Annotated in this window: 22 protein-coding genes; 6 read left to right on the forward strand and 16 right to left on the reverse strand. The window is 68.6% G+C overall.

Features of this window, described 5'->3' with window-relative positions:
* Window positions 1–40: 40 nt before the first annotated feature.
* The 12 genes from VKZ50_20930 to VKZ50_20985 all read right to left on the reverse strand — a co-directional run bounded on the left by VKZ50_20930 (window position 41) and on the right by VKZ50_20985 (window position 13742).
* Entirely contained in the window at window positions 41–493 is a 453-nt protein-coding gene (locus tag VKZ50_20930; GenBank protein ID HLJ62193.1) for an SRPBCC domain-containing protein, read from the reverse strand.
* A gap of 117 nt (window positions 494–610) precedes the next feature.
* A complete protein-coding gene (allB, locus tag VKZ50_20935; GenBank protein HLJ62194.1) occupies window positions 611–1972 on the reverse strand; it encodes an allantoinase AllB in 1362 nt (453 codons plus the stop codon).
* Between the two features lie 126 nt (window positions 1973–2098).
* Window positions 2099–2881, reverse strand: coding sequence for an MFS transporter (locus VKZ50_20940; GenBank protein ID HLJ62195.1), 783 nt, complete (start codon window positions 2879–2881; stop codon window positions 2099–2101).
* Entirely contained in the window at window positions 2791–3474 is a 684-nt protein-coding gene (locus VKZ50_20945) for an RraA family protein (GenBank protein HLJ62196.1), read from the reverse strand. The genes VKZ50_20940 and VKZ50_20945 overlap by 91 nt, the downstream gene beginning before the upstream one ends.
* Window positions 3475–3570: 96 nt before the next feature.
* Window positions 3571–4506 (reverse strand): M14 family metallopeptidase, encoded by a 936-nt coding sequence (locus tag VKZ50_20950; protein ID HLJ62197.1) that lies wholly within the window; start codon window positions 4504–4506, stop codon window positions 3571–3573.
* 94 nt (window positions 4507–4600) lie between these two features.
* The gene (gene nikC / locus VKZ50_20955) at window positions 4601–5449 is read right to left on the reverse strand and encodes a nickel transporter permease (GenBank protein ID HLJ62198.1); all 849 of its coding nucleotides are present in this window, start codon (window positions 5447–5449) and stop codon (window positions 4601–4603) included.
* The gene (locus tag VKZ50_20960; protein HLJ62199.1) at window positions 5442–6413 is read right to left on the reverse strand and encodes an ABC transporter permease; all 972 of its coding nucleotides are present in this window, start codon (window positions 6411–6413) and stop codon (window positions 5442–5444) included. The genes nikC and VKZ50_20960 overlap by 8 nt, the downstream gene beginning before the upstream one ends.
* 100 nt (window positions 6414–6513) lie before the next feature.
* The gene (locus tag VKZ50_20965) at window positions 6514–8079 is read right to left on the reverse strand and encodes an ABC transporter substrate-binding protein (GenBank protein HLJ62200.1); all 1566 of its coding nucleotides are present in this window, start codon (window positions 8077–8079) and stop codon (window positions 6514–6516) included.
* A gap of 368 nt (window positions 8080–8447) precedes the next feature.
* The gene (locus tag VKZ50_20970) at window positions 8448–9224 is read right to left on the reverse strand and encodes an SDR family oxidoreductase (protein ID HLJ62201.1); all 777 of its coding nucleotides are present in this window, start codon (window positions 9222–9224) and stop codon (window positions 8448–8450) included.
* A 4-nt stretch (window positions 9225–9228) separates the two neighbouring features.
* Window positions 9229–10674, reverse strand: a complete 1446-nt coding sequence (locus VKZ50_20975; protein ID HLJ62202.1) for a 4-hydroxyphenylacetate 3-hydroxylase N-terminal domain-containing protein — start codon at window positions 10672–10674, stop codon at window positions 9229–9231.
* Window positions 10675–10729: 55 nt separating this feature from the next.
* Complete coding sequence (locus tag VKZ50_20980) at window positions 10730–12361, reverse strand: long-chain-fatty-acid--CoA ligase (GenBank protein HLJ62203.1); 1632 nt, start codon at window positions 12359–12361, stop codon at window positions 10730–10732.
* A 16-nt stretch (window positions 12362–12377) separates the two neighbouring features.
* On the reverse strand, window positions 12378–13742 hold the full coding sequence (locus VKZ50_20985) for an MFS transporter (GenBank protein ID HLJ62204.1): 1365 nt from the start codon (window positions 13740–13742) through the stop codon (window positions 12378–12380).
* A gap of 297 nt (window positions 13743–14039) precedes the next feature.
* Between VKZ50_20985 and VKZ50_20990 the strand changes: the two genes are divergently transcribed.
* Both VKZ50_20990 and VKZ50_20995 read left to right on the forward strand, forming a co-directional pair.
* Window positions 14040–14696: a response regulator transcription factor gene (locus tag VKZ50_20990; protein HLJ62205.1), complete on the forward strand. Its 657-nt coding sequence runs from the start codon at window positions 14040–14042 to the stop codon at window positions 14694–14696.
* A gap of 212 nt (window positions 14697–14908) precedes the next feature.
* On the forward strand, window positions 14909–16057 hold the full coding sequence (locus tag VKZ50_20995; GenBank protein HLJ62206.1) for a Bcr/CflA family multidrug efflux MFS transporter: 1149 nt from the start codon (window positions 14909–14911) through the stop codon (window positions 16055–16057).
* A 26-nt stretch (window positions 16058–16083) separates the two neighbouring features.
* Here the strand turns inward: VKZ50_20995 and VKZ50_21000 are convergent, their stop codons facing one another.
* From VKZ50_21000 to VKZ50_21010, 3 genes are all read right to left on the reverse strand, one after another.
* On the reverse strand, window positions 16084–16467 hold the full coding sequence (locus tag VKZ50_21000) for a hypothetical protein (protein ID HLJ62207.1): 384 nt from the start codon (window positions 16465–16467) through the stop codon (window positions 16084–16086).
* A 56-nt stretch (window positions 16468–16523) separates the two neighbouring features.
* A complete protein-coding gene (locus VKZ50_21005; GenBank protein ID HLJ62208.1) occupies window positions 16524–17060 on the reverse strand; it encodes a sulfocyanin-like copper-binding protein in 537 nt (178 codons plus the stop codon).
* Between the two features lie 161 nt (window positions 17061–17221).
* Window positions 17222–18919 carry a PQQ-dependent dehydrogenase, methanol/ethanol family gene (locus tag VKZ50_21010; GenBank protein HLJ62209.1) on the reverse strand — a complete coding sequence of 566 codons (1698 nt, stop codon included), beginning with the start codon at window positions 18917–18919 and terminating at the stop codon, window positions 17222–17224.
* Window positions 18920–19691: 772 nt separating this feature from the next.
* Between VKZ50_21010 and VKZ50_21015 the strand changes: the two genes are divergently transcribed.
* On the forward strand, window positions 19692–20030 hold the full coding sequence (locus VKZ50_21015) for a hypothetical protein (GenBank protein ID HLJ62210.1): 339 nt from the start codon (window positions 19692–19694) through the stop codon (window positions 20028–20030).
* 20 nt (window positions 20031–20050) lie between these two features.
* Here VKZ50_21015 and VKZ50_21020 read toward each other — a convergent pair whose 3' ends face one another.
* Entirely contained in the window at window positions 20051–21157 is a 1107-nt protein-coding gene (locus VKZ50_21020; GenBank protein HLJ62211.1) for a GGDEF domain-containing protein, read from the reverse strand.
* Between the two features lie 298 nt (window positions 21158–21455).
* Here VKZ50_21020 and VKZ50_21025 point away from each other — a divergent pair, with 298 nt between their 5' ends.
* The 3 genes from VKZ50_21025 (at window position 21456) to VKZ50_21035 (ending at window position 23868) form a co-directional block, all read left to right on the forward strand.
* Window positions 21456–21653 carry a hypothetical protein gene (locus tag VKZ50_21025; protein HLJ62212.1) on the forward strand — a complete coding sequence of 66 codons (198 nt, stop codon included), beginning with the start codon at window positions 21456–21458 and terminating at the stop codon, window positions 21651–21653.
* Between the two features lie 281 nt (window positions 21654–21934).
* A complete protein-coding gene (locus tag VKZ50_21030; GenBank protein ID HLJ62213.1) occupies window positions 21935–22159 on the forward strand; it encodes a hypothetical protein in 225 nt (74 codons plus the stop codon).
* Between the two features lie 125 nt (window positions 22160–22284).
* Entirely contained in the window at window positions 22285–23868 is a 1584-nt protein-coding gene (locus tag VKZ50_21035) for a DHA2 family efflux MFS transporter permease subunit (protein HLJ62214.1), read from the forward strand.
* The last annotated feature ends 104 nt before the right edge of the window (window positions 23869–23972 follow it).

The following is a 23972-nucleotide window of genomic DNA, read 5'->3' on the forward strand; positions in this document are numbered from 1 at the left end:
GGAGGCCGGGAACCCGGCGCGACCACGCCGCCGCGCCGGCCTAGCCGGCGCCCTCCAGCTCGCGCTGCATCGTCTCGGCAAACTTCGTCATGATCCCGTCGGCCCGCTGCTGAATCATCCCGTGCCCAAGCGTCGCGAGTTTCCCCGACAGGCTCGTGTCGGACACAATAACGAGCCGCGAGCCGGATCCCACCCCCTCCAGGTGCAAGTCCAGCATCACCCGGAGCGAGGTACCCATCGCGGCGTCGCGGCCGACCGCTTCTGCCTTCAGGCGGCGCGACTCTTCCGCCTCCACGACGCGGATCTCGAGGGGAAACTGCACCTTGAACGGGCCGACCCGCTCCGCGACGACGGCCTCGTACCGCTCGTGCGGCACGACCGTGCGCACGTCTCGGCACCCGGGCAAGCAACGGGCGACCCGTTCGACGTCCCACAGAAAGGCCCAGACTTTGTCGGGGGCGACCGGTACCGAAATCTCCTTCTCAAGCTTCATCGTCGGGCACCCCCCACTGCGGATCGCGCGCCGCGCACCCCATGCGCCCTCGGAGCCCCGGCCAATCGCCGTTCGGAGACCGCGGGCACGCCACCGCGCGTCGTGATCGGCCGCGCGCTAAGCGACGGGCCGTTGCAGCTCGCCGATCGGCCGGCCAGAGACTCGTCCGCGCTCCATGACGACATGCCCGCGTACGATAGTGTACACGGGCATGCCGGTGACGCGGAATCCGTGGAACGGCGTCACCTTGCTCTTGCTGTGCAGCGTCTCCTGATCGATCGTACCTTCGCGGCGCAGATCCACGATCGTCACATCGCCGTCGGCCCCGCGACCGAGATGTCCCTTGCGCGGCCAGAGGCCCCACGCGCGGGCGGCACCCTCGGCCTGGACCTTGACGTAGTGGTTGAGACTCAACAGGCCGGCGCTGACCTGCGTGAGCATGAGGGGCACGGCGGTCTCGACGCCGGGCCATCCCGCCATCGCCTTCCAAATGTCTCCCATGGGGGCATCGGCCAGTTTCTCCTCCCGGGTGTGCGGGGAGTGATCGGTCCCCAAGACCTCGATCGTGCCGTCGAGCAGACCTCGCCAGAGCGCGTCCGCGTGTTCCCTGGACCGAACCGGCGGGCTGATCTTCATCAGCGAGCCGAGTTGCCTCCGCACCATGTCCTCCCCTTCCAGCAGAAGGTAGTGCGGACCGGTCTCCGCCATCACGTCCACTCCGCTCGCTTTTCCCCGGCGGACGAGCTCGACGCCTTCCGCGGAGCTCATATGGTAGATCATCAGCTTGCTCTCCGCTTCGCGCGCGAACAGAATCGCGCGCGAGATCGCCTCGGCCTCCGCGACAGCGGGGCGGGACTCGAGATGGGCCAGGGGGTCCCGGCGTCCCTGGTTCTGCAGTTTCTTGCGCAGGTAGAGGATGATGCCGTTGTCCTCGGCATGCACGCCGCAGCGAAGGCCGGTCTGCGCCATGATCCGCCACGCATCGATGATCTCGCCGTCCTCGGGCGCCGGGATGTTGCCCACGGTCTCCCCGAGGAAGATCTTGTACCCGACGACCCCGGCGTCGGCCAGCGGCAGAATCTGATCGCTGTTCCCCGAGATCAGCACGGCGTAGAATCCGTAGTCCACGTAGGCTCCGCCGCGGACGTGCTGGGCCTTCGCGTGAAACGCCTCGACCGTGGCCGTTGGCGGAACGACGTTCGGCATATCGATGACCGTCGTGATGCCGCCGGCCGCCGCCGCCCGCGAGCCCGTCTCGAAGTCCTCCTTGTAGCCGAGGCCCGGCACTCGGAAGTGCACGTGAGGATCGATGAGCCCGGGAAGTACGTGCAGGCCGGTGGCGTCGATGACGCGCTCGGCCGGCGGCAAGTCGTCCCGGGTCTGGATCTCGAGGACCTTGCCATCGTCGATGAGGACGTGCCCGCGGTGGCTCGCGGCCGGGCTGACGATCGTGCCGTTTTTGACGATCAGGTCAAGCATCGTGTGCGCGCCCTGCGCCCGTCACGCTCGGCGGCGGCGACATCCGGCGGCCACGACCGCGTGGCCGGCGCACGGAAACGATCACAGAACCGCTCGGCGGTGGCCTCCCGGGGATCGTTCGAGGCGTTATGACGATTGCTCATCCGTGCCATCACGTTCCACGGGACGTCGCATGACTCCTCCGCTCGACCGCCGGATCGACGCGTCAGCGCGCGGCCGGTCGAGGGCATCCAGTCGGTCGACGCGACGCAGCGAGGGAAACCACCACGCCCACAGCGCCGCCGCCACTACGGTCGCGACGCCGCCGAGCGCGGGGCCGACGATGGTCGCCGTCTGCAACGCCGACGTGTTCACCGCGACGGCGTTCGCAAAGATCCGGCGCGGCACGACGAGCAGCAGCAGCGCATTGGTCGCCGGGTTTTCGAACGCGCGGGCGGCGCCGAACGCGACCAGCGTCCCCAGCATCGTCGCGGCCGGGGCCGTCCCCGTCACGACCAGCACGAGCAATACGCACGCACACAGACATTCGGCGCTGTAGCGCACGACGAGGATGCGGCGTCGGTCCCAGCGGTCGGCGGCGCGCCCCGTAAACAGGGCGAGGCAGGCCGTCGGCACGAACTGCGCCATACCGACCAAACCGAGGTGCAACACGGACCCCGTGAGCGCGTAGATCAGCCATCCGACGCCGATCGCCTGCACCTGCAGGCCCATCACCGACATCATCCGCGCCGTCCACAGCAGCGTGAACCCTCGATGGCGAAACGGCGGGCGTGCGGCCTCGACCCGGGCGGCGGCGGTCGTCGCGGAACCGCCGTGGGTCAGGGAACCACCTCGGTGCCAGCGTCCCGCAATAACCGATCGACGTCGAGCCCGCCCACCTGTCGGCCGGACGCGGAATCTGTTCGCCAGGCCCGTTCCCGGTCCACGATCTTGCGCCACGCGCGGTGGACATCCTCGGCGTCGGCCAGCGGCACGACCGCGATCCCCTCCGCGTCCGCGACCACAATGTCGCCTGGCGCGACCACAACCCCGCCGCACGCAACAGGGTAGTTGATTTCGCCGGGGCCCGCGGTCGTGCCGGCCATCGGACAGATCGCCCGCGCAAAGAGCGGGAGGTTGAGTTCGCGCGTTTCGGCGACGTCCCGCATCGCGCCGTCGATGACCACGCCGGCGACCTTCTTCTGCGCGGCAAACAGACTGCGGTTCCCTCCCCACAGGCTGGCGGTGAGCGCGCCGCGCCCGTCGATGACGATCACGTCTCCGGGTTGCGCCAGCTCCATCGCCTTCAGAATCATCATCGAGCTGCCGGTGGGGATCTTGACGGTCAGCGCAGGGCCAACGCATCGGGCGATCGGGAGATACGCGGGTGCGATGTCGCGCATCGCTCCACTCTTGTTCATCGCATCGGCGAGATCCGGAGGGCTCGCCTCAAGAAATCGCTCCACCAGATCGCGTGGCGGCCTGGCGGGTGTCAGACGAACCCGGTTCCCTACCAACCCCATGCGTCGCGCCTCCTCTCGATTCGCCCGAAAGAACTTCGCACACCGGCGTCGGGCTCATCCGGTGCCGAGCCGCTCAACCCCGCGGGGCCGCGGCCGTCACTCCGCGGTGGCGAGATCGCCGATCATGTACCCAAACTCCCCCGGCTGCACGCGGCAGACCGAAGGCCGGACCAGCACCGTGAGGCTTCGCTCGAACGGCGCGCGGCACACGTCGAGCTCCTCGAATGAGTACGGGCTCACGATGCGCCCCAACACGGTGTCTTTGGCGAGCGTGGCGTGCAGCACCGTCGCTTCGGGGAGGAGCATGCCCCCAGCGCGCGGCCGCAGCGTCACGAGCGTCCGCAGCACCGTCTGACGCGGCGCGGGCGTGGGGTCCCCGGCCAGCATCCCGATCGTCCGCATCACGTTTGCGATGCCAGCCACGCCGCGCCGCACATACCCCGACTGGTCCACCGCTCCGCCCCCGAGCTCCACGGTCACGCACGGGATCCCTTTGGCTGTCATGTAGTGCGCCGTGGAGCCTCCGTACCCGTAGCCCTGGGGCGGCCGGAACAGCACCGCGGACCCGAACGCGCGCGACAGCGCCTCGGCGTTCGTGATGTAGACGTAGTCCACGGTCCCGTACGCCCCGCCGGCGTGGAGGTCGACGTAGTAGTCGAGCGCGTCCAGGAAATGCGCGACCAACACCTCTGCGAGTTGATGGGTGAGAAACCCTTCCCCGCCGCCGGGGAACACCCGGTTGAGGTTGTGCATGTCGAGCGGAGTATGCCGCGTGATCGCTTCGTACGCCAGTCCGTTGGCCACCGGCACGATGAGGAGCCGCCCCTTCAGCGCGCGCGGGTCCAGCGCCTCGAGAAACCGGTACAAGATCTCGGTGGAGACCTGCTCGTCGCCGTGGAGGCACGCCGAGAGCCCGAGCGTCGGCCCGTCGCCCGCCACCCCGCGCACCTCGTGGATCGGAACGCGGAGCTCGCCACCGTTCGCCAGCGTGACGACCGGGACCGATGTGTACGTCGTTCGTGTGCCGACCATAATCCCCCTCCTCCTCGAGCCTCGAAGACCCGGCGCGGGTCTTCGTGTCGCGTCACTCCGTGCGTCGCGGGCGATTCGGCAACCCGCCGAGCCCTCAGCGGGTCCGTCCCCTCGCGTCCGTGAGATCTCGGACCCCGTCGCCCAGCAGGTTGAAGGCGAGCACCGTGAGCATGATGGCGACGCCGGGGACCACCGCCAGGTGCGGCGCCTGCCGCATGTATCGCATTCCGAGCGCGAGCGACCATCCCCACGACGGCGCGGGCGGCTGGACGCCGAGCCCGAGAAAGCTCAGCGTGGACTCGATCACGATCGCCCCTCCCATCCCGAGGGTCGCGAGCACGATCACCGGCGCGAGCACGTTCGGAAGCAGGTGTCGGATCAGGATCCGCGCGTCCGGCACCCCCACGGCGTGCGCCGCCAGCACATACTCTTCGTGGCGCACCGCCAGCACCGACACACGCACCACCCGCGCGTACGTCGTCCAGTACACCAGGCCGATCGCGATCATCGCGTTGATGGGGCTGGGTCCGAGGGCGGCGATCAGCGCAAGCGCGAGCAGGATGACGGGGAATGCAAGAAAGACGTCGACGACCCGGCTGACGATGGTATCCACCCATCCCCCATAATAGCCCGCGAGCAGCCCCACGGACACGCCGATCACCGACGCGATCGCCACGCCCAGGAACGCCACGACCAGAGAGTAGCGCGCGCCGAGCGCCATGCGCGCCCACAGGTCGCGCCCGAACATGTCCGTGCCGAGCGGGTGCGGGATGCTGGGAGGTTCTAGCCGTTGCGCCATCGCCATCTGGAACGGGTCGTACGGCGTCACCCACGGGGCGAACACCGCGATCAGGCCGATCAGGACCGCCAGCCCGCCGCCCACCAGGGCCGCTCGGCTCCGCACGACGCGTGCGGCAAATGGCCGCCGTGCCTCGCTACCCATAGTGGATGCGGGGATCCAGCCACGCGTACGCGACGTCGACCGCCAAGTTGATCACGGAGAACACCAGGGCGATGACCAGCGTCGCGCCTTGGACGACGGGGAAATCCCGCTGGCTGATCGCGTTGATCAGCAACTGCCCCAGGCCCGGCCACGCGAAGATCGTCTCCGTGACCACGGCGCCGCCTAGCAGCGCGCCGACCTGCAGCCCCACGATCGTGATCACCGGCAGCACCGCGTTGCGCAGCGCGTGGCGGTAGGTCACCGCCCGCGCGGTCAGGCCTTTCGACCGCGCCGTGCGGACGTAGTCCTGCCCAAGCACCTCCAGCATCGCCGAGCGCACCATGCGCGTGATCAGCACGACCGCCGACAGCGCCAGCGTCATCGCCGGCATCGCCAAGTGCCGCAGGCTGTCGACGAGCGGGGCGCCGTTCCCTTCCAGCATGGCGAGGAACGCCGCGGGGAGGGGCATCCCTCGGCCGAACGTCGGCAGCCAGCGGAGTTGCAGGGAGAACAACAAGATGAACAGCATGCCGAGCCAGAACACCGGCATCGACACGCCGATCTGCGTCACGGCCATGCTCACGACGTCGATTAGGGAGTACTGCCGGACCGCGCACAGGACCCCGACCGGCACCCCAACCGCCACCGCCAGGGCCATCGCCGCGAACGCCAGTTCCGCAGTGGCGGGCAGATGCGCGCCGATCAACACCGTAACGCGCTGCCCGCCGAGGAAGATCGACGTGCCGAGGTCGCCGCGCGCCGCGCGCGCCACGTACTGCACGAACTGGTACCAGACGGGGCGGTCGAGGCCCATCACGTGTCTGAGGCGCGCAATATCCTGGGCGGTCGCCTGCTGGCCCAGCAACAAGGCGGCCGGATCGCCGGGCACGAGGTGGAGCAGGCCGAAGACGAGCAACGAGATCCCAAACAGCACCACGACCATCTGGGCCAGCCGTCGCAGCACGTAGCGCAGCATACCCGGGGTGTGGGAGGGACGAGTCCGTCCCTCCGGACGCGATCGTCCTCCCCGTCAGCCGTTCAGCGCCGGGCGTCCGCCGGCCGCGCTATCGGCCACCGAGGGTGACGGCGTCCAGCGTCTTGAGGTTGCCGCTCGGATTGGGCACGAATCCGTGGAGTTGCGCGCTCTGCACCACCACGTACCCCTGGTAGAGCAACACGTCGTAGGGCTGATCGTTCGCGAGAATCTGCGCCGCCTGCTGATAGATCTTGGCGCGGGCCGCGCGATCGAGGGTAGTACGGCCGCGCTGGAGCAGCGCGTCCACGGTGGGGTTCGAGTACTTCTCCCAATTCTGCCCGCCGTTCGAGGTGAACTGGTTGAACATCAACCGGTCGGGATCGACGATGTTCAGCCACCCCAGCAGCGCCACCTGGTGCTTGGAGGCGTAGACGGCGCTGGAGAATGTCGGCCACTCGTTGGTGGACACCTTCACGCGGAAGCCGTACTTCTGCCAGGCGTTCTGGAGGAACTCCACAGCCTGCACACGGTTCGGGTCCTCGCTGTGGGTCCACAGCTCGATCGCCAACGGCTTCCCGTCCTTCTCGTACACGCCGCCCTGCAGGGTGAACCCGTCCTCCTGGAGGAGCGCGCGCGCCTTGGCCGGATTGTACTCGGGCTGGCGCACGCTGCCCGTGTACGCCCACAGCCCCGGCGTCAGCAGCGACGTCGCGGCCTGGTCCATCCCTTGATAGATGTCCGCCGCGATCGCCTGGCGGTCCGTGAGGTAGGCCAGCGCCTGGCGCACCTTCACGTCGCTGAGCGGCCACACGGACGTGTTGATGTTGAGATAGGTGATACCGAGCCCCGTCATCTTCGTCACAATCAGGTTGCTCGATTTCCGGAGACGCGCGACGTCCTGTGGCGATAGCGGCGAGTGAATGAAGTCCAGGTCGCCGGCCTCCACCGCCGCCGCGCGCGCGGAGTTGTCCGGCACGATGTTGATCACCAGGCCCCGCACCTTCGGTGCGCCGCCCCAGTAGCGCGCGTTGGCCTCGAGGGTGATCTTGGATCCGCGATCCCACGAGACGAACCGGAACGGTCCCGTGCCGACAGGGTGCGACGCCAGCGATCCGTCGTTCTTCTCGCCGATATGCTTCGGCACGATGCCGATGTTGAGGTAGGATAGGAGCGGCGCGTACGGTGCGCTGGTCGTCATCCGCACGGTGTACGCGTCCACCTTCTCGACCTTGGTGATCGGCGTGTACAGGCTCCGGTACGGTGCTTTGGAGCTGGGGTCGAGGATGGTCTCAAACGTGTAGACGACGTCGTCCGCGGTGAACGGCTGGCCGTCGTGAAACGTCACCCCGCGCCGCAGGTGAAACACCCAGGTCGTCGGCGTCGGGGTGTCCCAGCTGGAGGCGAGCGAGGGCTCCGGCGCCTGGCGGTTGTTCAGATAGACCAGGCCGTCGTAGACGAGCTCGCCCAGCCGGTACGCCGAACTGTCCAAGGCGAACCGTGGGTCGCCGGTGCCCGCGTCAACGTCCAACCCGATTCGGACCATCCCGGCGGATCCCGGCGCCTGCGCGCGCCCGACACCGACGGGCCCACCCACGAGCAGCCCGGCCAAACACCCAACCAGCACCCAACCCAGCCACGTACTCCGCGTCCGCACCGCCGCACCCCGTGTCCCGACGTCCTGCGAGGCCTTTCGCCCCCACCTGTGCAACTCCTCCGCGCGCCCTCGCGGCGCGGCCCGACGGCACAACCGCGCGATCATCAACGACGTGCCCCGTGAGCGAAGCGGCAACGCGAGCGGAACCATCTCGACGGCGCGTCTCGCGGGTCAGACGACCGGTGCGGCGCTGGTGGCCTTGATCGTCGAGCTCACCGGCGCGCACACCACGGGCGCGGCGGACGGTGCGCTGCTCCCGGTCGCCGTGGGAGCCGGGTTCGCGCCGCGAGCGCGCTCCGCCTCGTCGAGGTCAAGCCACCCGCACCGGCGGTGGGCGACACATGATGGGGCGGGACCGCCCAGTGCGGTCAGGTCGCCGTCAGCCCTCCGTCGACGCTGAGCACCTGCCCCGTGATGTAGTCGGACGCCGGCGAGGCCAGGAAGACCGCGGCGCCCTTGATGTCGTCTGGGTGGCCGAGCCGACCCAACGGTGTCGCCTCGACGATCTCCACGCCCCCGCGCGCGAGCAGCCCTTCGGTCATGCGCGTGAGGAAGAAACTCGGTGCGAGCGCGTTCACCCGGATGCCGAACCGCCCGTACTTCACGGCCAGATCGCGCGTGAGCGCGATCAGCGCGCCCTTGCTCGCGCTGTACCCGGACGCGTTCACGATCTCCGGGGCGAAGCCCACCAGCCCCATCACCGACGCGATGTTGATGACTTTTCCGTACCCGCGGGACTTCATCGCCGGAAGGGCGGCTCGCGTCACGAGAAAGACGCCGACGACGTTCGTCTCGAACACCTGCCGCCAGCGGTCGAGCGGCATCTCCTCGAACGGCGCGCCCCAGCTCACGCCGGCGTTGTTCACGAGGATGTCGACACCCCCGAACGCCGTCGCCGCGGCGCCGACGAGCCGTTCCGCCTCCCCGGGAACCGTGACGTCGCACGCATGCGCGCGCACCTCGATGCCAGCGGCCGCGAGCTCGGCCGACGCCTCATCCAGCCACTGCGTCCGGCGCGCCACGATCACGATCCGCGCGCCGGCTTCCCCGAGCCCGCGGGCGATCTCCAGCCCGAGCCCGCGCGACCCGCCGGTCACGATCGCGACGCGGTGCTGCAGCGAGAACAGCTCGGGGACGCGCGCCATGAGCTCAGCGCGGGGCCGTCACGCCAGCCGCGCGGGCCGCGGCCTGCTTGAGCGGTTCGAGGTCGTAGTCCATCAACACCGTCAGCTTCTGGGCCTCGAGCGACCCTTCCGCATGGATCGCGAGCACCTCCAGGTAGCCGCCCAGATCGGACGCGACCAGGTCACGGATCAGGTTCGTCACGCGAAGACGGTCCTCCGCGCCCACGCCGGCCCGGCCGCCGAGGTACGGCTCGATGAGCGCGCGGACGTCGGGCGTCGCCCAGTCCTCTTCCGCGGGCCCCGTCACCACGAGACCGCCCGCCAGATCCTGCACGTCGCGCACGGCGTCGTGATAGCCGCGCGCGAAATGATACTTGGCCGCGTTCGTCATGACCGGGTGCGGGACCGCGATGCCCTCCACCGTCCGGCACTCGGACGCCGCCGCGGTGGTCAGGCCGCGCCCCGTGTGAAGATACATGATCAGCCGGGCGAGCTTGTCCCGGACGTGGGCGGCGCCGAGCAGCCCGTGGTAGTCCGCGATGAGCGCGGCGGATCCGAGCAGGAGCTCCAGCAGCGGCGTCTTGTACGACACCGCGGTAAACCGGTGAAACTCGACGAACGTCTTCGCGATCGCGCCGGCGTACTGCCACTCCCCGCACAGGAACACTCGCTCCCAGGGGACGAACACGTCGTCGAACACCGTGAGCGATTCCGTCAGGCTGTACCGGCTGCTGAGCGGATTGTCGAACGCGCTCGTCGCGCCGAACCCACGCGGGCTCGCCACCATCGTGATCCCCGGGGCGTTGGCGGGGACGGCGAACGCCACGGCGTAGTCGGCGTCCGCCTCCGTCATGGCGCGGGTCGGCAGGACAAGGATCTCGTTGGCGAACACGGCATTCGTGGTGTGCGCCTTGGCCCCGCGGACGATGATGCCGTCCGCGTTCTCGCCCACCCGACGCACGTACACGTCGGGACGCGGCTGCTCGGCCGGGCGCCGAAGGCGGTCCCCCTTCGCGTCGGTTTGGGCAACGGCCATCGCCGTGTCGTGGTCGCGGTAGCGCGCGTAGCACGACCGTACGCGCTCATGATACGCCGTCCCCAACGCCCGCTCCATGTTCGCGGTGACGATCATCAGGGCGAACAGGGCGTCGGTCCCGATCTCCTTGATGAGCGGTACGAACGAGCGCGCCTCCCGGGTGACATGCTCGATCAAGTCCCGCCGCCGCAAGAGGTCGTCCGGGGTGCGGGGAATCGTGAAGTACCGGCTGGTCGGGCGGCCCTGCTCGTCCCGATCCACGAGGAGCGGATCGGCCGGCCGTTCGTGCGCGAGCCGAAAGTCCACCGCCACGTGGTGTGCTCCGCGCCCGAGGTGCGGGTGCGCGGTGACGTCCTCGACCGGCCGCCCGCGATAGATGACCCGTCGGCCGTCGCGCAGGCTCTCGAGAAACTGCTCCGGGGAACGCAGCGGCATGGTCACACTCCGTGGGCGAAGTGCGCGGCGCGGCTCATCGCCACCGCCTCGCGGCTCACGACCGCGCCGCCGGAGGCGTGTCATGCGACGCGCGCGCCGCGGCTCTGAGCACGTACTTCTGGATCTTGCCGGTCGCCGTCTTCGGAAGCGCATCGACGATCTCAAGCAGCTTCGGCGCCTTGAAGCGGGCCAGCCGCTCCCGCGCGAACGCAATCAGGTCGTCGCCGGTTGCGTGCGCGCCGGACCTCAGCACGACAACCGCCTTCGGCACCTCACCCCAGTACGCGTCGGCCACGGCCACGACGGCCACCTCCAACACCGCCGGGTGCTGGTACAGGGCGCTTTCGACCTCGACCGAGGAGATGTTTTCCCCGCCACTGACGATGAGGTCCTTCTGTCGGTCGACGATCTGCAGGTACCCGTCGGGATGGACGACGGCCAGGTCCCCCGTGTGAAACCACCCGCCGGCCCACGCGGTGCGACTCGCCGCGGCGTCCTCGTAGTAACCGGGTGTCACCGTCGGTCCCCGCACCACGATCTCCCCGACGTCGACGCCGTCCCGATCGACGTCGCTGAGGTCCGGCCGCACCACGCGGACGCGTCCGGTGAGGATCTGCGGGACGCCCTGCCGGGCCTTGAGCGCAGCCCGGCGCTCCACCGGCAACTCGTCCCACTCCCGCCGCCACTCGCATACGGTGAGCCACGGCCCGGTCTCGGTGAGCCCGTAAACGTGGATGATTTCGAACCCGAGCTCTTCCTCCATCCGCCGGATCAGCGCGGCCGGAGGCGGCGCGCCGCCAACGTACCACCGCACCGGTTGCCGGGGCCGCCAGCCCGCGGTGCTCGCGTCGCCGCCCAGCATGACGAGCACGGTCGGCGCCGCGCAGGCGACGGTCACCCCATGGGCGTCGATCAACTCGACGATCTGCGCCGGTTCCACCCTGGGGACGCACACGTGCGTGGCGCCGACCGCCGTGATCGCCCAGACGCCTCCCCACCCGTTCACGTGGAACATCGGCAAGGTGTGTAGGTACACGTCGTCCATCGTTACCCGGCCGTGAATGACCACGTCGAGCGCGTTGAGCGCCGCGATGCGGTGCGTCAAGATCACGCCCTTGGGATGAGCGGTCGTCCCGCTCGTGTAGTTGATCGTGATTGGCGCGTCCTCGTCGACGTCGTCCGCGCGGTCGAGGATGGGAGCGAGATCCGACGGGGACGCCGAGGCGATCAGCTGTTCCGAGAACGGCCACGACGCCCCGTCGAGCGGCCGATCGTGGAGGACGACGACGCGGTCCTCGATCGCCCCGGAGATGGCACGGGCGCTGTCCGCGAGGGCGGGATCGACGAGCAGCAGCCGCACACCGGCATGCGACAGGATGTAGCGATAGTCGTCGACCCGGAGCCGGGTGTTCAGCGGAACGAGCACGCCGCCGGCAAGCGGCACACTATAGTAGCACTCCAGCGTGCGGTGGCTGTTGAGGGCGAGCACCGCGACACGGTCGCCGGGTCGCAACCCCACGGTGCGGAGCCCCTCGGCTAGGCGCGCGCAGCGCGCGGCGAACTCCCGGTAGGTCAGCCGCGCGGCGCCGTCCACGACGGCGGTGCGGCTTCCGTACACGTCCGCCGCCCGCCGGAAGAACTGCAGCGGCGACAGCGGACCCCGCGGCCCCAAGGCGGATTCGGACATGTGCACCTTCTTACGGTCATGACCGCCCCGCCACCTGCCGCCTCAGCGGGCGGATCGCCTCAAGGACGGCGCCTCCCCCGGCCGCGAGCGCCGCGGCGTAGAAGACGGGGCCGAGCCCGAGCGCGACGATGAGCGCGCCCACAGCCGGCCCGGCGATGCCCGCGAGATAGAGCGGCAGGTAGACGAGGTTCAACGTGGCGGACCGGCGTTCCGGAGGCACCTCGACGGCCAGCAGTCCGAACACCATCGCCGCCACGGCTGCACCGCATGCCGCCGCCGCGCCGTTCGCAGCGGCGAGCCAGGAGACGGTCGGCGCGAGCGGGATCGCCGCGAACATCAACGCGGCCCCAAGGAGCGCGCCGATCAACACCGTCCGAAAGCCCACGCGGTCGCCGAACGCGCCAGCGACGGGCGAGACCGCTCCGCCGACAAGCGCGGCCGTGCCGATCACCAGCGCGATGTTGCTGGCGAGCCCTCCCGCGGTCCCGCCGACGCGCTCGACGACCAGAGGCAGGAACGGCGACGACATCTGCCTGGCCAGGAGCGCGCACCCGAATAAGGCGAACAGGCGGCGCGTCACGCCGTCGGTGAACACTCCCCGCATCGCCCCTCGCGCGAGCGTCAGCACGGACCCGGTCGGAATTCTCGGCGGACGAACCTCGCGCAGCCAGACCGCGAGCATCACGGCGCTGCCCGCCGAGAGCACCGAGGAGACGCCGTAGACCGCGGCGATCGACGTGTGCAGATGATCGAGGAGCAGCCCTCCCAAGGCCGGCCCGGCGGCGAACCCCACCGGGGAGGTGGCGCCGAACACCGCGACGGCGGTCCCCAGGCGGTCGCGCGGCGTGACGTCCCGGATCGTGGCGAGCATCACGCCCGTGTTGCCGAGCTGAAACCCCACGAGCAACAAGCTGCACGCGAGCTGCCACGGGTGGCGGCTGAGCGCGACCAGGCCGAACACGACCGCCTCGACGATCGCGCTGCGGGCGATGACAAGCTTCCGGCTGTACTTGTCTGCCAACACGCCCCACAACGGTACCATCGGGAGACCAAAGACGAATACGACGGCGTTGAGGAGGCCGACCCAGCGTGGGATCTCGGCCGCACGCAACCCCATCGCCCGCAAGTCGAGCGGAAGGAATGCGGCGATCTGGCTCACGCCGATCGTCTCGATCATCGCGGTGATCGAAAACAGCGCGAGCACGATCGTCCAGGACTGCGCGGGCGTCCCCGGCGACGCCAGCGCGTCTCCGGACACCTGTTCGGCGCGACCGATCACGGGATCGGTCGCATCGTTCCGTGGGCTCTCCATGTCCCGGCTACGGACCTCGTCGAAATTGATCCCCGCGATGTGGACAACGGCCGGAACCACGTCCGGCATGCCGCCACCCCGCACAAACGGGCACAAGGACCATGGACCCGCACCAATATACCGGGGCCGCTGCGATAAATAGTCATAAACCTCCCCTCGGGGCATCGTTCGTTCGAAGAAGGAATTGTGGATCGAATGATCCAATACGCACGGTCGAACAAGTGACGGTGAAAGGTCGCGGGCACCGGATTTCCGGACTATGATGACGTAGGAGACCGCGTGCGGCGAGGCCTGCTGGCCTAGAGCGCGCGACGGGTACGGCCCGGCAGCACACACGCACTCGGCACCGCGACGGAGGGGACACCGATGGCAGTCCGCGTCTTGCTCGCGAACGCACAACCCGTGGTGCTCGAAGGTCTCAAGGCGATCTTCCGCGAGGACGCGGACATCGAGGTGCTCGGGGAAGCCACGACGAGCGCGGAGATCTTTGAGCGAGCCACGACGCTGCGCCCGGACGTGTTGGTGATGGACATCAAGTTCGACCGGGACGACGACGCAGCTCCTCTGATCCGGACCATCAAGGAACAGCTTCCCGAGACGCAGGTGCTCGTGTTCACCGTGTACGCCGACGTTGAGCTGCTTCAGAAGGCCGCCCGGGCCGGGGCCGCCGGGTACATCAACTACGATATCTCGGCGCTCAACCTGATGCGCGCGGTCCGCGCGGTCCACGGCGGCGCGACGATGATCAATCCCCGCCTCGCTCGACGGTTGCTGGCCGACATGGACGGGAGCGCAAACGGCGCAGCCGGATGGGCGGTGCTGCACCGGCTGACCGGCCGCGAGCTCGAAGTCCTCGTGGAGCTGGGGCGCGGATTCGGCGACAAGGAGATTGCCGAGAAATTGTTCGTGTCGCAGACCACGATCAAGGCCCACCTGCGGGCCGTCTACCGCAAGCTGCGCGTCCGGAATCGCGTCCAGGCAGTCGCGTTCGTCGCCAACCGGGGCCTGCTCAAGACGTCCTAGCCGGCATCCGGTCCGACGGGACCCGCCCGCGGCGACGCGCCCCGCCGGCGATCGCAGGACTTGCGCGCGCCCGCTCGAAGTACACGGCACCCGAACGACAGACGAGGTAGTATTCGCTGGCGCCCGCCGATCCCATCGCCATCGGCTCCACGTCGCAGGAGCATAGCCTTCTCAGCCGCAACCGTCCCGGCGGCGCGTGGTTCACCGCGCTGCTGGGCGGACTGACGGCGTTCGGCCCGATGTCCATCGACATGTACCTCCCGGCGATGCCGACCCTCGCCGGCACTCTGCGCGCCACCCCGGGGAGCGTGCAGCTGACCCTGAGCGCGTTCTTTGTCGGGTTCGGGGTGGGACAACTCGTGTACGGCCCGATCTCCGATCGGTGGGGGCGAAAACCGCCGATGGTGGTCGGCATCGGCTTCTACGTCGCCGCGAGTCTCTTGTGCGCGTTTGCCTGGGGCGTCACACCGCTGATTGCGTTTCGGCTGCTTCAAGGCCTCAGCGGCGGCGCGGGACCGCTGCTCGCGCGGGCGATGGTCCGGGATCTCTACGAGCGCGACCGGGGCGCGTCTATGCTGTCGCTGATGATGCTGATCATGGGCGCGGCGCCCCTGCTCGCCCCGCTCGTGGGCGGCCAGCTGTTGCTCGCCTTTGGGTGGAGATCGATCTTCGAAGTGCAGGCCGCGTTCGGCGGCGCGTGCCTAGTGGGCGCCTGGTTGGGCGTCCCGGAGACGCTCGACGTCTCCAGGCGAACACACGCGACGGCCGCGGCGATGCTGTCCCGGTACGCGGCGCTCCTGCGCGACCCCGCCTACGTCGGCTATACCCTCAGCAGCGGAGCGGCCTACGGCGGGATGTTCGCCTACTTCGCCGGCTCGCCGTTCGTGTTCATCGAGCTGTACCATGTCACACCCCAGCGGTACGGACTGCTGTTCGCGCTCAACATTGCCGGCATGATGGCCTGCGCCGCGGTCAACAGCCGCCTGGTGCTGCGATACGGAGCCGACCGGCTCCTTCGCGACGGGGTGACGATGGTCGCGGTCGCCGGCGGCGTGCTGCTGCTCGTCGCGGCGACGGGCTGGGGTGGGCTGCCCGGGCTGGTCCTCCCGATCGTCGCGTTCGTCGCGTCGATCAGCTTCGTCGGGGCCAACGCGATGGCGGGCGCCCTCGCCAGGTTCCGCCACGTCGCCGGCACCGCGTCCGCGCTCGCCGGGACGTTCCAGTTCGGCCTGGGCGCGCTCGGCGGGACGATCATCGGCGCGGCGTACAGCGGCACCGCGGTGCCCATGGCGGCCGTGATGGCGGCCATGGGCCTGCTGAGCGCGGTGACGCATCGCCTGCTCGTCACCGATCGCGTCTAGGGGCGATCTGCGTGGGACCCGCGAGGTTACTTCGGTCCCTTCCTCATCTCGGTGTTTTCGTCGATGAGGGCGCGGTAGATTTTGGTTGGGAGGTTGTTGGTGTAGAAGTAGTAGTCGCTCAGGTCGCTCGTGTAAGCGTTGGCACCGAACGGGAACGTGCTCGCGTGGGTCCGAAGCAGCTCCTGGACGACCGAATCGATCGCGACGCTCTGCTTGGCCTGGTGCCGTTCGATGGCCTCCTGGGCGATCGCCCCCGCGAGAAATCCTGACACGTACGCATAGCGCTCCGGCTCCGACATCCTCTTCCAGTCGTGGCCGTCGTATCCGATCCCGTGCGGATCCTCCACCGCGGCCGCGAGCGGCACGCAGGTCACCGCCAGTACCACCCCGAGGATCCAGGCCGCGCGCATTCCCTCCACCTCCGGTGCTGCGTCCTGACTGGAGCGAGCCGTGCGTGAACGGCTCGCTATTTCGTGGTTACCGTCGGACGCGAGACGCTGCTCGATACGATGAAGCGGGTCCACATGCCCGAGAGTCCGTGGCTTGGCACTCCGCAGAACCAGAGGTACTGACCGGCGGGCGCCGCGGTGAAATCCACGGTGTCTCCCTGTTGCGGAGGAATCCCTTCGACCAGATTTCGGGTTTCCGCTTCCGGGATCGCCGGGGCAATCCCCTGCGGGGGCATCTTGCTCGGCGCGCGGATCACCTCGAGGCTGTGGGGCAGCGCCCCGGCGCCGCTGTTCGTGAAGTCGATGTGGACCCCCCACCCGACCGGGACGGTGACGGTCAGATTACCCGCAGCGTACCCGTTGAAGTTGAGCGTCCCATTGGCGCCCCCCTGGGCCGCGATCACGGTGAACGAAACCCGCTTGTGCGCCGCGTCGACGTGCATCCACGACGGCACCGGGGCGGCATGCGCCAGCGGCGCCTCGGCCGCCCACGCCCAGCACGCCAGCACAAGCGCCGCGCGCAGGAGCAGCCCCGCACAGCTCACGCGGTGCATCCCAAGGTCCCTCCCTATCATCCCCCGGGCCAGTCTTGCACGCGGGGCCTCCGCCTCGTTGCACACCGGGGTCCGCCGACACGCCGGCACCACAGTGCCGCCCCTCGGCAAGCCGCGGAGATGCGACTTGCCGAGAGCCCCAGACCACTGCGATGGCGATGCTACCGCGGCGGCAGGCCGAACACGAGCAACGCGTCGCCGTACGGGTAGCTGAGCTGGAAGTTGCCGCCGGCGGCGACCGCGATGTACTCCTGCCCGCCGAGCGCGAAGGCCATCGGCGCGGCGTTCACGCCGGCGCCGGCCTGGAACTGCCACAGTTGTTGGCCGGTCTTCGCGTCGAACGCGTCGAAGTGCCCGTTCCCCTCGCCGGTGAAGACCAAGCCCCCGGCCGTCGCCAGCGAGCCGCCCATCATCGGCTGGGCAATCTGCTTCTGCCAGGTGATCTTTCCGGTGTTGACGTCGATCGCGGTAAACGTCCCGTACTGCCGCTCGCCGGGGATGCTGACGAACGCGCTGCCCAACCACAACCGGCCCTGTTGGAACGGCGCAAAGTGGGTGGCGTACGTCATCGGTTGCTCCAGCGCGGCCACGTAGACGTTCTGCGTCTGCGGACTGTACGACGTCGGGCTCCACTCGGTCCCGCCGTTCGCCCCGGGCAGCATCCGGACGCCCTGCGCTGTGGGTTGCGCGAAGAGGTTCTCGTGCCGCACGAACCCCTGGCTCCGCAGGATCCGCGCCCCGGTGCGCCGGTCCAACACGTAGAACCACCCGGTCTTGCCCGCGGCTCCCACTGCGGGAATCGTCTGACCGTTCACCGTCACGTTGAACAGAAGCGGCGGGCTGACCTGGTCGAGATCCCAGACGTCGTGCGGGACTTCCTGGTAGTACCAGGCGAGCCGTCCCGTCGCGGCGTTGACGGCCACGATCGACTCGGTGTAGAGATTGTCGCCGGGCCGGATCCCGCCGTCGAGGTCCGGCGAGGGGTTCCCGATTCCCATATAGAGCATGTTGAGTTGTGGGTCGATCGCCGGAGTCATCCACATCGAGCCGCCGCCTCGCTGCCACGCGTTCTTATACTTCGGCCACGCCGCCTTCTCGGCCGAGATGTTCCGGTGCAGCGGCTCACCCTCCGGCGTCGTCGTCGACCACTTGCCTTCCCAGCCCGTCGAGGGAATCGTGTACCATCGCCACAGCACCGCGCCGGTGTGGGCATCGTACGCGGTCACGAACCCCCGAATCCCGTACTCCGCGCCGGACATGCCAATGATGACCAGGTTTCGGTACACGATCGGCGCCATCGTCTCGCTGTATCCGGCCGTGGGATCCGCGATCTGCTTTTGCCATTTCACCTTGCCCGTCGCGGCGTCGAGCGCGATCAGCCGGGCGTCCAGGGTCGCCAGGTAGACCGTCCCGTACGCAAGGGCCACACCCCGGTTGACCGGGCCGCAGCAAAAGATGGTGGTCGTGAGCTTCGGGTCATACCGCCAGAGGAGGGACCCGGTCGTGGCGTTCAGCGCGAAGAGATGATCGTACGCCGTCGTGATGTACATGACACCGTTGGACACGACGGGCGTCGTCTCGAACGACGCGACCACCCCGGTCTGGAAGATCCAGCGTGGCACCAAGGATGACACGTTGGACGTGTTGATCTGGTCCAGGGCAGAGTACCGGTCGTTCGAGTAGTCATGTCCGTACATCAGCCAGGTGTTCGCATCGTTGGCGGCGCTGAGCAGCGCCGTCGAGTCGGGCATCGAGCCCTGAGCCCGGACCACGTTTTGAGACGGTCCTTGCGGCGCGACGAGCAGCACCGCAGCGGCGATCATTGTCCACAGAGCCACCCCTAGCCACCCGCGCTTCATCCTCCGCCTCCCTCCTCGTCATTAGGGTTCACTATTAGGGTTCACTCGCGCGTATCTCAGGTTCGTGCCGGCACACCGGCACGAACGCTCCATCGGCCTCGCATCCGTCGAGGAACTCGTCGAGAGCGCTGGCCAGCCGACGCAGCACGCGCCCCACTCCCCAGCCACGTCGAGGAGCCGGCGCACGCAAGACACGGCGAGGCCCGCGGGGATGACATTTCGGGCATCGGGCGGGCGAGCTGCAGGGGCGCACCGACGAGATCCGACGCGACGTCATCGGATCCGCACCTGGAGCATCGGCAAACGACCGTTGCGCATGCGCCGCGATTCGGCCCGCACGGGAAACTCGACGATATGGGCGATCGCTGTTCCACTGGGGCATCGCACCACCCACAGCCATCCCCAAAGGGACGCACACCCACAAAACACTGCGGGACCGGTCGGAGCCGACCGATCCCGTGGCTATACGGAACTACGCAGTGGAAACGTACGCCGCGGTTTCAGCGTAGAGTGAGGTCTCTGCGAACCTCGGCCTGGTCCACAAGGTGGTCACCCCCCCGCGGCACCATGACTCACACGCGCGCGTGATTGTCTCGGCGGGTTCGACGGCAACGCCGATTCTCCTGCCGCAAAATGGAACGGCCGGAATGCGAGCGCCGCACGCAAGGACGCGCCGCAGGAAGTCACCGGCCGCATCCACGAACGACGCGACGCGCGACACTACGGCGTCGGGGAGCGTAACGACATGCGGAGCCCGTGGCGAGTTTCTGCGATGCTCGAGACGATTGCCCTGGTCGGAATCGTCCGCCTGGCGGATGCGCAGCGCATTGACGTCGTACTCGTTTCTCTCACCTCGCCGGTCGGCCCCGGGCACGACGCGACCATCGTCGTGCAGACCGCGCCGGGAGCGCACTGCCTCGTCGGCGTGGCATACAAGTCCGGGCCGAGCCACGCCGCCGGGCTGGCGCCGAAGAACGCGGACGCCAAAGGGCGCGTGGCCTGGACGTGGCGCGTCGGCTCAGCCACCACGCCGGGCACCTGGCCAGTCACGGTCGTCTGCGCCGCGGGCGAGCAACAGGGAACGGTGACGGCCTTGCTCGTCGTCAAGTAACGCGGCCGCCACGGACCGATCTAGGACGCGCCGCGCTGCAGCGGCGCCGGTTCGCCCGACCGCGCGCCCCCCGACTCCGGCGTCCGATTGTCCGTCACGACCTCGACCCGGTCGCGGCCTTCGGCCTTGGCTCGGTACAATGCCTCGTCCGTCCGCTCGACGACACTCGCCGCCGTGTCTCCCAGGCGATACGCGGTCACGCCGAAGCTCGCCGTCACCCGCGCCACCCGCTCCTGGTAGCGGGTACTCATCGCCCGGCGCATGCGGTCGGCCACGGCCAGCGCCTGCGACAGCGCGGTCTCGGGCAGCAGCACGAGAAACTCCTCGCCGCCCCACCGGCCGAGCAGGTCGCCCAAGCGTAGCTGCCGCCGTATCCTCCGGACCGTCTCCTTCAACACGGCGTCGCCGGCCGCGTGCCCGTACGTGTCGTTCAGTTGCTTGAACCGGTCGAGGTCAAACTGGATGACCGACAGCGGGTGCCCGTAGCGCGCCGCGCGTGCGATCTCCACGTCCAAGGTCTCGGCGAGGTGCCGGCGGTTCGCCACGCCGGTCAACTCGTCGAGGTAGGCGAGTTGGGTTAGTTGCTCCGTCAGTTCGTGCGCCTCCGCGAGGTGCGTCTTCACGAAGGCCAGTGCGTACAGCATCGCAACGACGGTGCCGATATACAGCATGAATCGCTCGAAGTCCAGGAACCCCGCGAGATCGCTGACGTTCGCCCCGCCGCTGAGAAACCGAGCCACCCCCACGCCCGCGATGACGGCCGTGATCGCGGCGGTTGTCCACAGGCCCGTGCGCGCGTCGAAGAACAAATACGCGACGATCGCGAGGACGACGAGCCACGCGTACCCGGACGCAAGCAGCGCCTGGTGTGCGGCCGCCAGGCTATCGCTGGCCCACAACGCGTCCACGAACTTCGCCCCGGTGAAGAGGGTGAGGAGCACAAACGATCCCAACTCGAATCGCACCACCGTCAGGTGATTGCGCCACAGGGCCCACGTCCACGCGATCGCCCACAGCAACAGGATCGGACTGGTGATCCCGCTGGACGGCGTCCGGTCGATCCACTCCAGCAAACCGCCCCCCATCCCGGCCAGCATCGCCACCAGGTAGGCCCGGCGCTTCACCACCGAGATCTCCGGAAGTACGTGTCGTGGACTCTCTTGATCTCCCATGCTCATCTCTCGCGTGTCGAATCGATACCTGGGGGGACTCGTTCGATCTCCGTCCCCCGACCGAGGGACGGCTCCGACTTACTGTGATGCCCATCATCGTCACGCGTAAGACGCGCGTGCGCCCGCGAGCCGGCCGCCGCCTCCGGTGGGCGAGACGTTTCGGCACAACGATAGGCGTCATTTGGTTCAAACGATACCGGACAACCCGGCCGCCGCCCAGGCAAGATAAGGGTAGGCACGTTTGGAGGCCAGTATGTACGCACTGCTCGAATGGTGGGTGCGCGACACCGAGCACTTCATCCTCCGCAGCGACGGCACGATCGCCGAAGAATCCAAGGGAACGTGGACATGCGCGGGGACCATTCCCGAGGGCCTGAACGTCCTCGGGTACGCCAAGGTCCTCAGCACGCTTCCCGGCGTGCGGGTACGCTGGGCGCCGCTTCCCCGATGATGGGTGCCACGCTCGGGAGCGCGCTCCTCGCGCGCCGCGACACCCATCGCCGCTCTGGCGATGCGCCCCGCACGACCGCGTCCGGCATCTCGCTCGGATGAACGAGCCATCCCGTCGATCGTTCGGCGGCGGTAGTGGGGCCGCGCCGTCGGGACGTCTGCCGCGCGGGAGGAACACCCGATCGATCCCGAGTTTCATTCTCCTGACAGTGTGTCGACGCGCGCTAGCCGGGCTATGCTGCTGATGGTGTCCGGTCAGGACGGAACGGAGGTCTGCCCGGCATGTCGGTTCAGAAATACCGAATCACGATAGAGCTTGAGGCGGTCTCCCAGACCGACCGCTGCGACATTACCACCGCCATGGTGTCGAACGTCATCAAGGATGCCGTGCGCCTCTACGGTCCGGATCTGCTTGACGCAAAAGTCGTCAGCATCATGTTGGACGACCACCACCCCAGCGCCACCGCTACCCCGTCCGCGTCTGACCCGATCCACCGAGACCACTAGGCCGTCACCCTGCTCCGGCCACACCGCGGAGGGCTCCGGGCCCGCACCGGGAATACTGCATCGGTGACGGACGCTTCGGCCCGAGAGCGTCCGTCGTGTCGCGCAGTCGACGGGGAGGCAGCCCGGTGGCCGCAGTCGCAACGGCCGCAGGCGGCGACCGCCTGGCACATCCCGGAAAGTGGGTAGTCGCCGCCTCGGTCCTCTCGGGGTCGATGATGGCATCGATCGACACCAGCGTGGTCACGGTGTCGCTCGCGCACATTCAATCGGCATACGGGGTCACGACGCACGAGGTGGCGTGGATCACGACCTCGTACCTCATCACGCTGGTCATCACGATGCCGCTGACCGCGTGGGTGTCGTCGATCCTCGGCCGGAAGCGCATGTTCCTGGCCGCCATCAGCATCTTCACCGGCGCGTCGCTGATGTGCGGCCTCTCCCGGACGTTGGGCGCCCTGATCACGTTCCGGGTGCTGCAGGGGCTCGGCGGGGGTGCGCTTCAACCTACGGCCCAGGCGATCATGCGCGAGACGTTCCCCGTGGAAGAACAGGGACAGGCAATGGCCTTCTACGGCATGATCGTGCTGTTGGGGCCGGCGGTGGGACCGACCCTCGGCGGATGGATCACCGAAACGCTCTCCTGGCCGTGGATCTTCTTCGTGAACATCCCGGTGGGCATCGCGGGCCTCCTCCTCGGCACCCAGTTCATCGTCGACCCTCCGTACATGCGCGGGCGCGGGCTCCGGAAGTTGGACGGGGTCGGGATCGGCCTCATGGCAATCGGGCTGGCGGCGATGCAGATCGTCCTCGAGCAGGGAGAACAGAACGGGTGGTTTCAGAGCGGGTTCATCGTGGCGCTGTCGGCGGTCGCGGTCGTGGCCCTCACCGCGTTTATCCTGTGGGAGCTGCGCGTCCCCGAGCCGGCGGTCAACCTTCGGATTCTTCGAAACGTGTCGTTTGCCGCCGGCACGTTCATCGGCGGGATCGTGAGCCTGACGAGATTCGGGAGCCTGATCCTCCTCCCGTTGTTCCTGCAGAACGTCCTCGGCTATAGCCCGACGCGATCCGGCCTGACCGTGATGCCGCGGGCGCTCACGATGGTACTCGCGATGCCCATCCTGGGGGCGCTCTACAATTCGGTCGGCGTCTACGTGATGCTCACGATCGGCATCGTCCTCAGCGCGGTCTCGTGCTTCGAGATGGCCTTCTTCAACCTCGGCAGCGGCTCGGCGCAGCTGCTGTTGCCGCAGTTCATCCAGGGCCTTGGCTCGGCGTTCGTGTTTGTTTCGCTCACGACGACGTCGCTGTCGACGATCCCCCGCGCACAGATGCAGAGCGCCACGGGGATGAACAGCTTGCTGCGCCAGCTCGGCAGCAGTTTCGGCACGGCGATCGCGATCACGCTCGTGGATCACCGGACCACGACCGCGAGCGTGAACCTCGTCCGCTACGCGTCGATCTCCAATCCCATCTTCATGCGGTGGTGGACCGCCTACCAGACGGCGTTCCTGCACCGCGGGAGCGACCCCACGACCGCGCACTGGCGGGCGCTGATGGCGCTGGAGCGTCTCATCGCTCAGCAGGCCTCCGTTGTCGGTTACGGATACGCGTTTGGGGTCTTGGGCTGGATCTCCCTGCTCTGCCTGCCGCTTGTCCTATTCCTGCGCCGCGGGAACGCCCCGGACCGGAACCCCGCGTCGGGCGGGTGACCCCACGGCGCGCTGCGCGCCCCGCTCCAGACCCGAGGAACATCTCCACGCCCGCGAGAATTGTACGGCGGCGCGCGCACGGGTGACGCGGTGGAACGCTGGTT

The sequence above is a fragment of the bacterium genome (assembly GCA_035295165.1).
Classification (GTDB): domain Bacteria; phylum Sysuimicrobiota; class Sysuimicrobiia; order Sysuimicrobiales; family Segetimicrobiaceae; genus JAJPIA01.

Bases quoted from the DNA above. Each gene is read 5' to 3' on its own strand.
- VKZ50_20985 (HLJ62204.1), bottom strand. From the start codon at position 13,742: ATGCCGGACGTGGTTCCGGCCGTTGTCCACATCGCGGGGATCAATTTC.
- VKZ50_20980 (HLJ62203.1), bottom strand. From the start codon at position 12,361: ATGTCCGAATCCGCCTTGGGGCCGCGGGGTCCGCTGTCGCCGCTGCAG.
- VKZ50_20975 (HLJ62202.1), bottom strand. From the start codon at position 10,674: ATGCCGCTGCGTTCCCCGGAGCAGTTTCTCGAGAGCCTGCGCGACGGC.
- VKZ50_20930 (HLJ62193.1), bottom strand. From the start codon at position 493: ATGAAGCTTGAGAAGGAGATTTCGGTACCGGTCGCCCCCGACAAAGTC.
- allB (HLJ62194.1), bottom strand. From the start codon at position 1,972: ATGCTTGACCTGATCGTCAAAAACGGCACGATCGTCAGCCCGGCCGCG.
- VKZ50_21030 (HLJ62213.1), top strand. From the start codon at position 21,935: ATGTCGGTTCAGAAATACCGAATCACGATAGAGCTTGAGGCGGTCTCC.
- VKZ50_20990 (HLJ62205.1), top strand. From the start codon at position 14,040: ATGGCAGTCCGCGTCTTGCTCGCGAACGCACAACCCGTGGTGCTCGAA.
- VKZ50_21010 (HLJ62209.1), bottom strand. From the start codon at position 18,919: ATGAAGCGCGGGTGGCTAGGGGTGGCTCTGTGGACAATGATCGCCGCT.
- VKZ50_20970 (HLJ62201.1), bottom strand. From the start codon at position 9,224: ATGGCGCGCGTCCCCGAGCTGTTCTCGCTGCAGCACCGCGTCGCGATC.
- nikC (HLJ62198.1), bottom strand. From the start codon at position 5,449: ATGGGTAGCGAGGCACGGCGGCCATTTGCCGCACGCGTCGTGCGGAGC.
- VKZ50_21015 (HLJ62210.1), top strand. From the start codon at position 19,692: ATGCTCGAGACGATTGCCCTGGTCGGAATCGTCCGCCTGGCGGATGCG.
- VKZ50_21005 (HLJ62208.1), bottom strand. From the start codon at position 17,060: ATGCACCGCGTGAGCTGTGCGGGGCTGCTCCTGCGCGCGGCGCTTGTG.
- VKZ50_21000 (HLJ62207.1), bottom strand. From the start codon at position 16,467: ATGCGCGCGGCCTGGATCCTCGGGGTGGTACTGGCGGTGACCTGCGTG.
- VKZ50_21025 (HLJ62212.1), top strand. From the start codon at position 21,456: ATGTACGCACTGCTCGAATGGTGGGTGCGCGACACCGAGCACTTCATC.
- VKZ50_20950 (HLJ62197.1), bottom strand. From the start codon at position 4,506: ATGGTCGGCACACGAACGACGTACACATCGGTCCCGGTCGTCACGCTG.
- VKZ50_20945 (HLJ62196.1), bottom strand. From the start codon at position 3,474: ATGGGGTTGGTAGGGAACCGGGTTCGTCTGACACCCGCCAGGCCGCCA.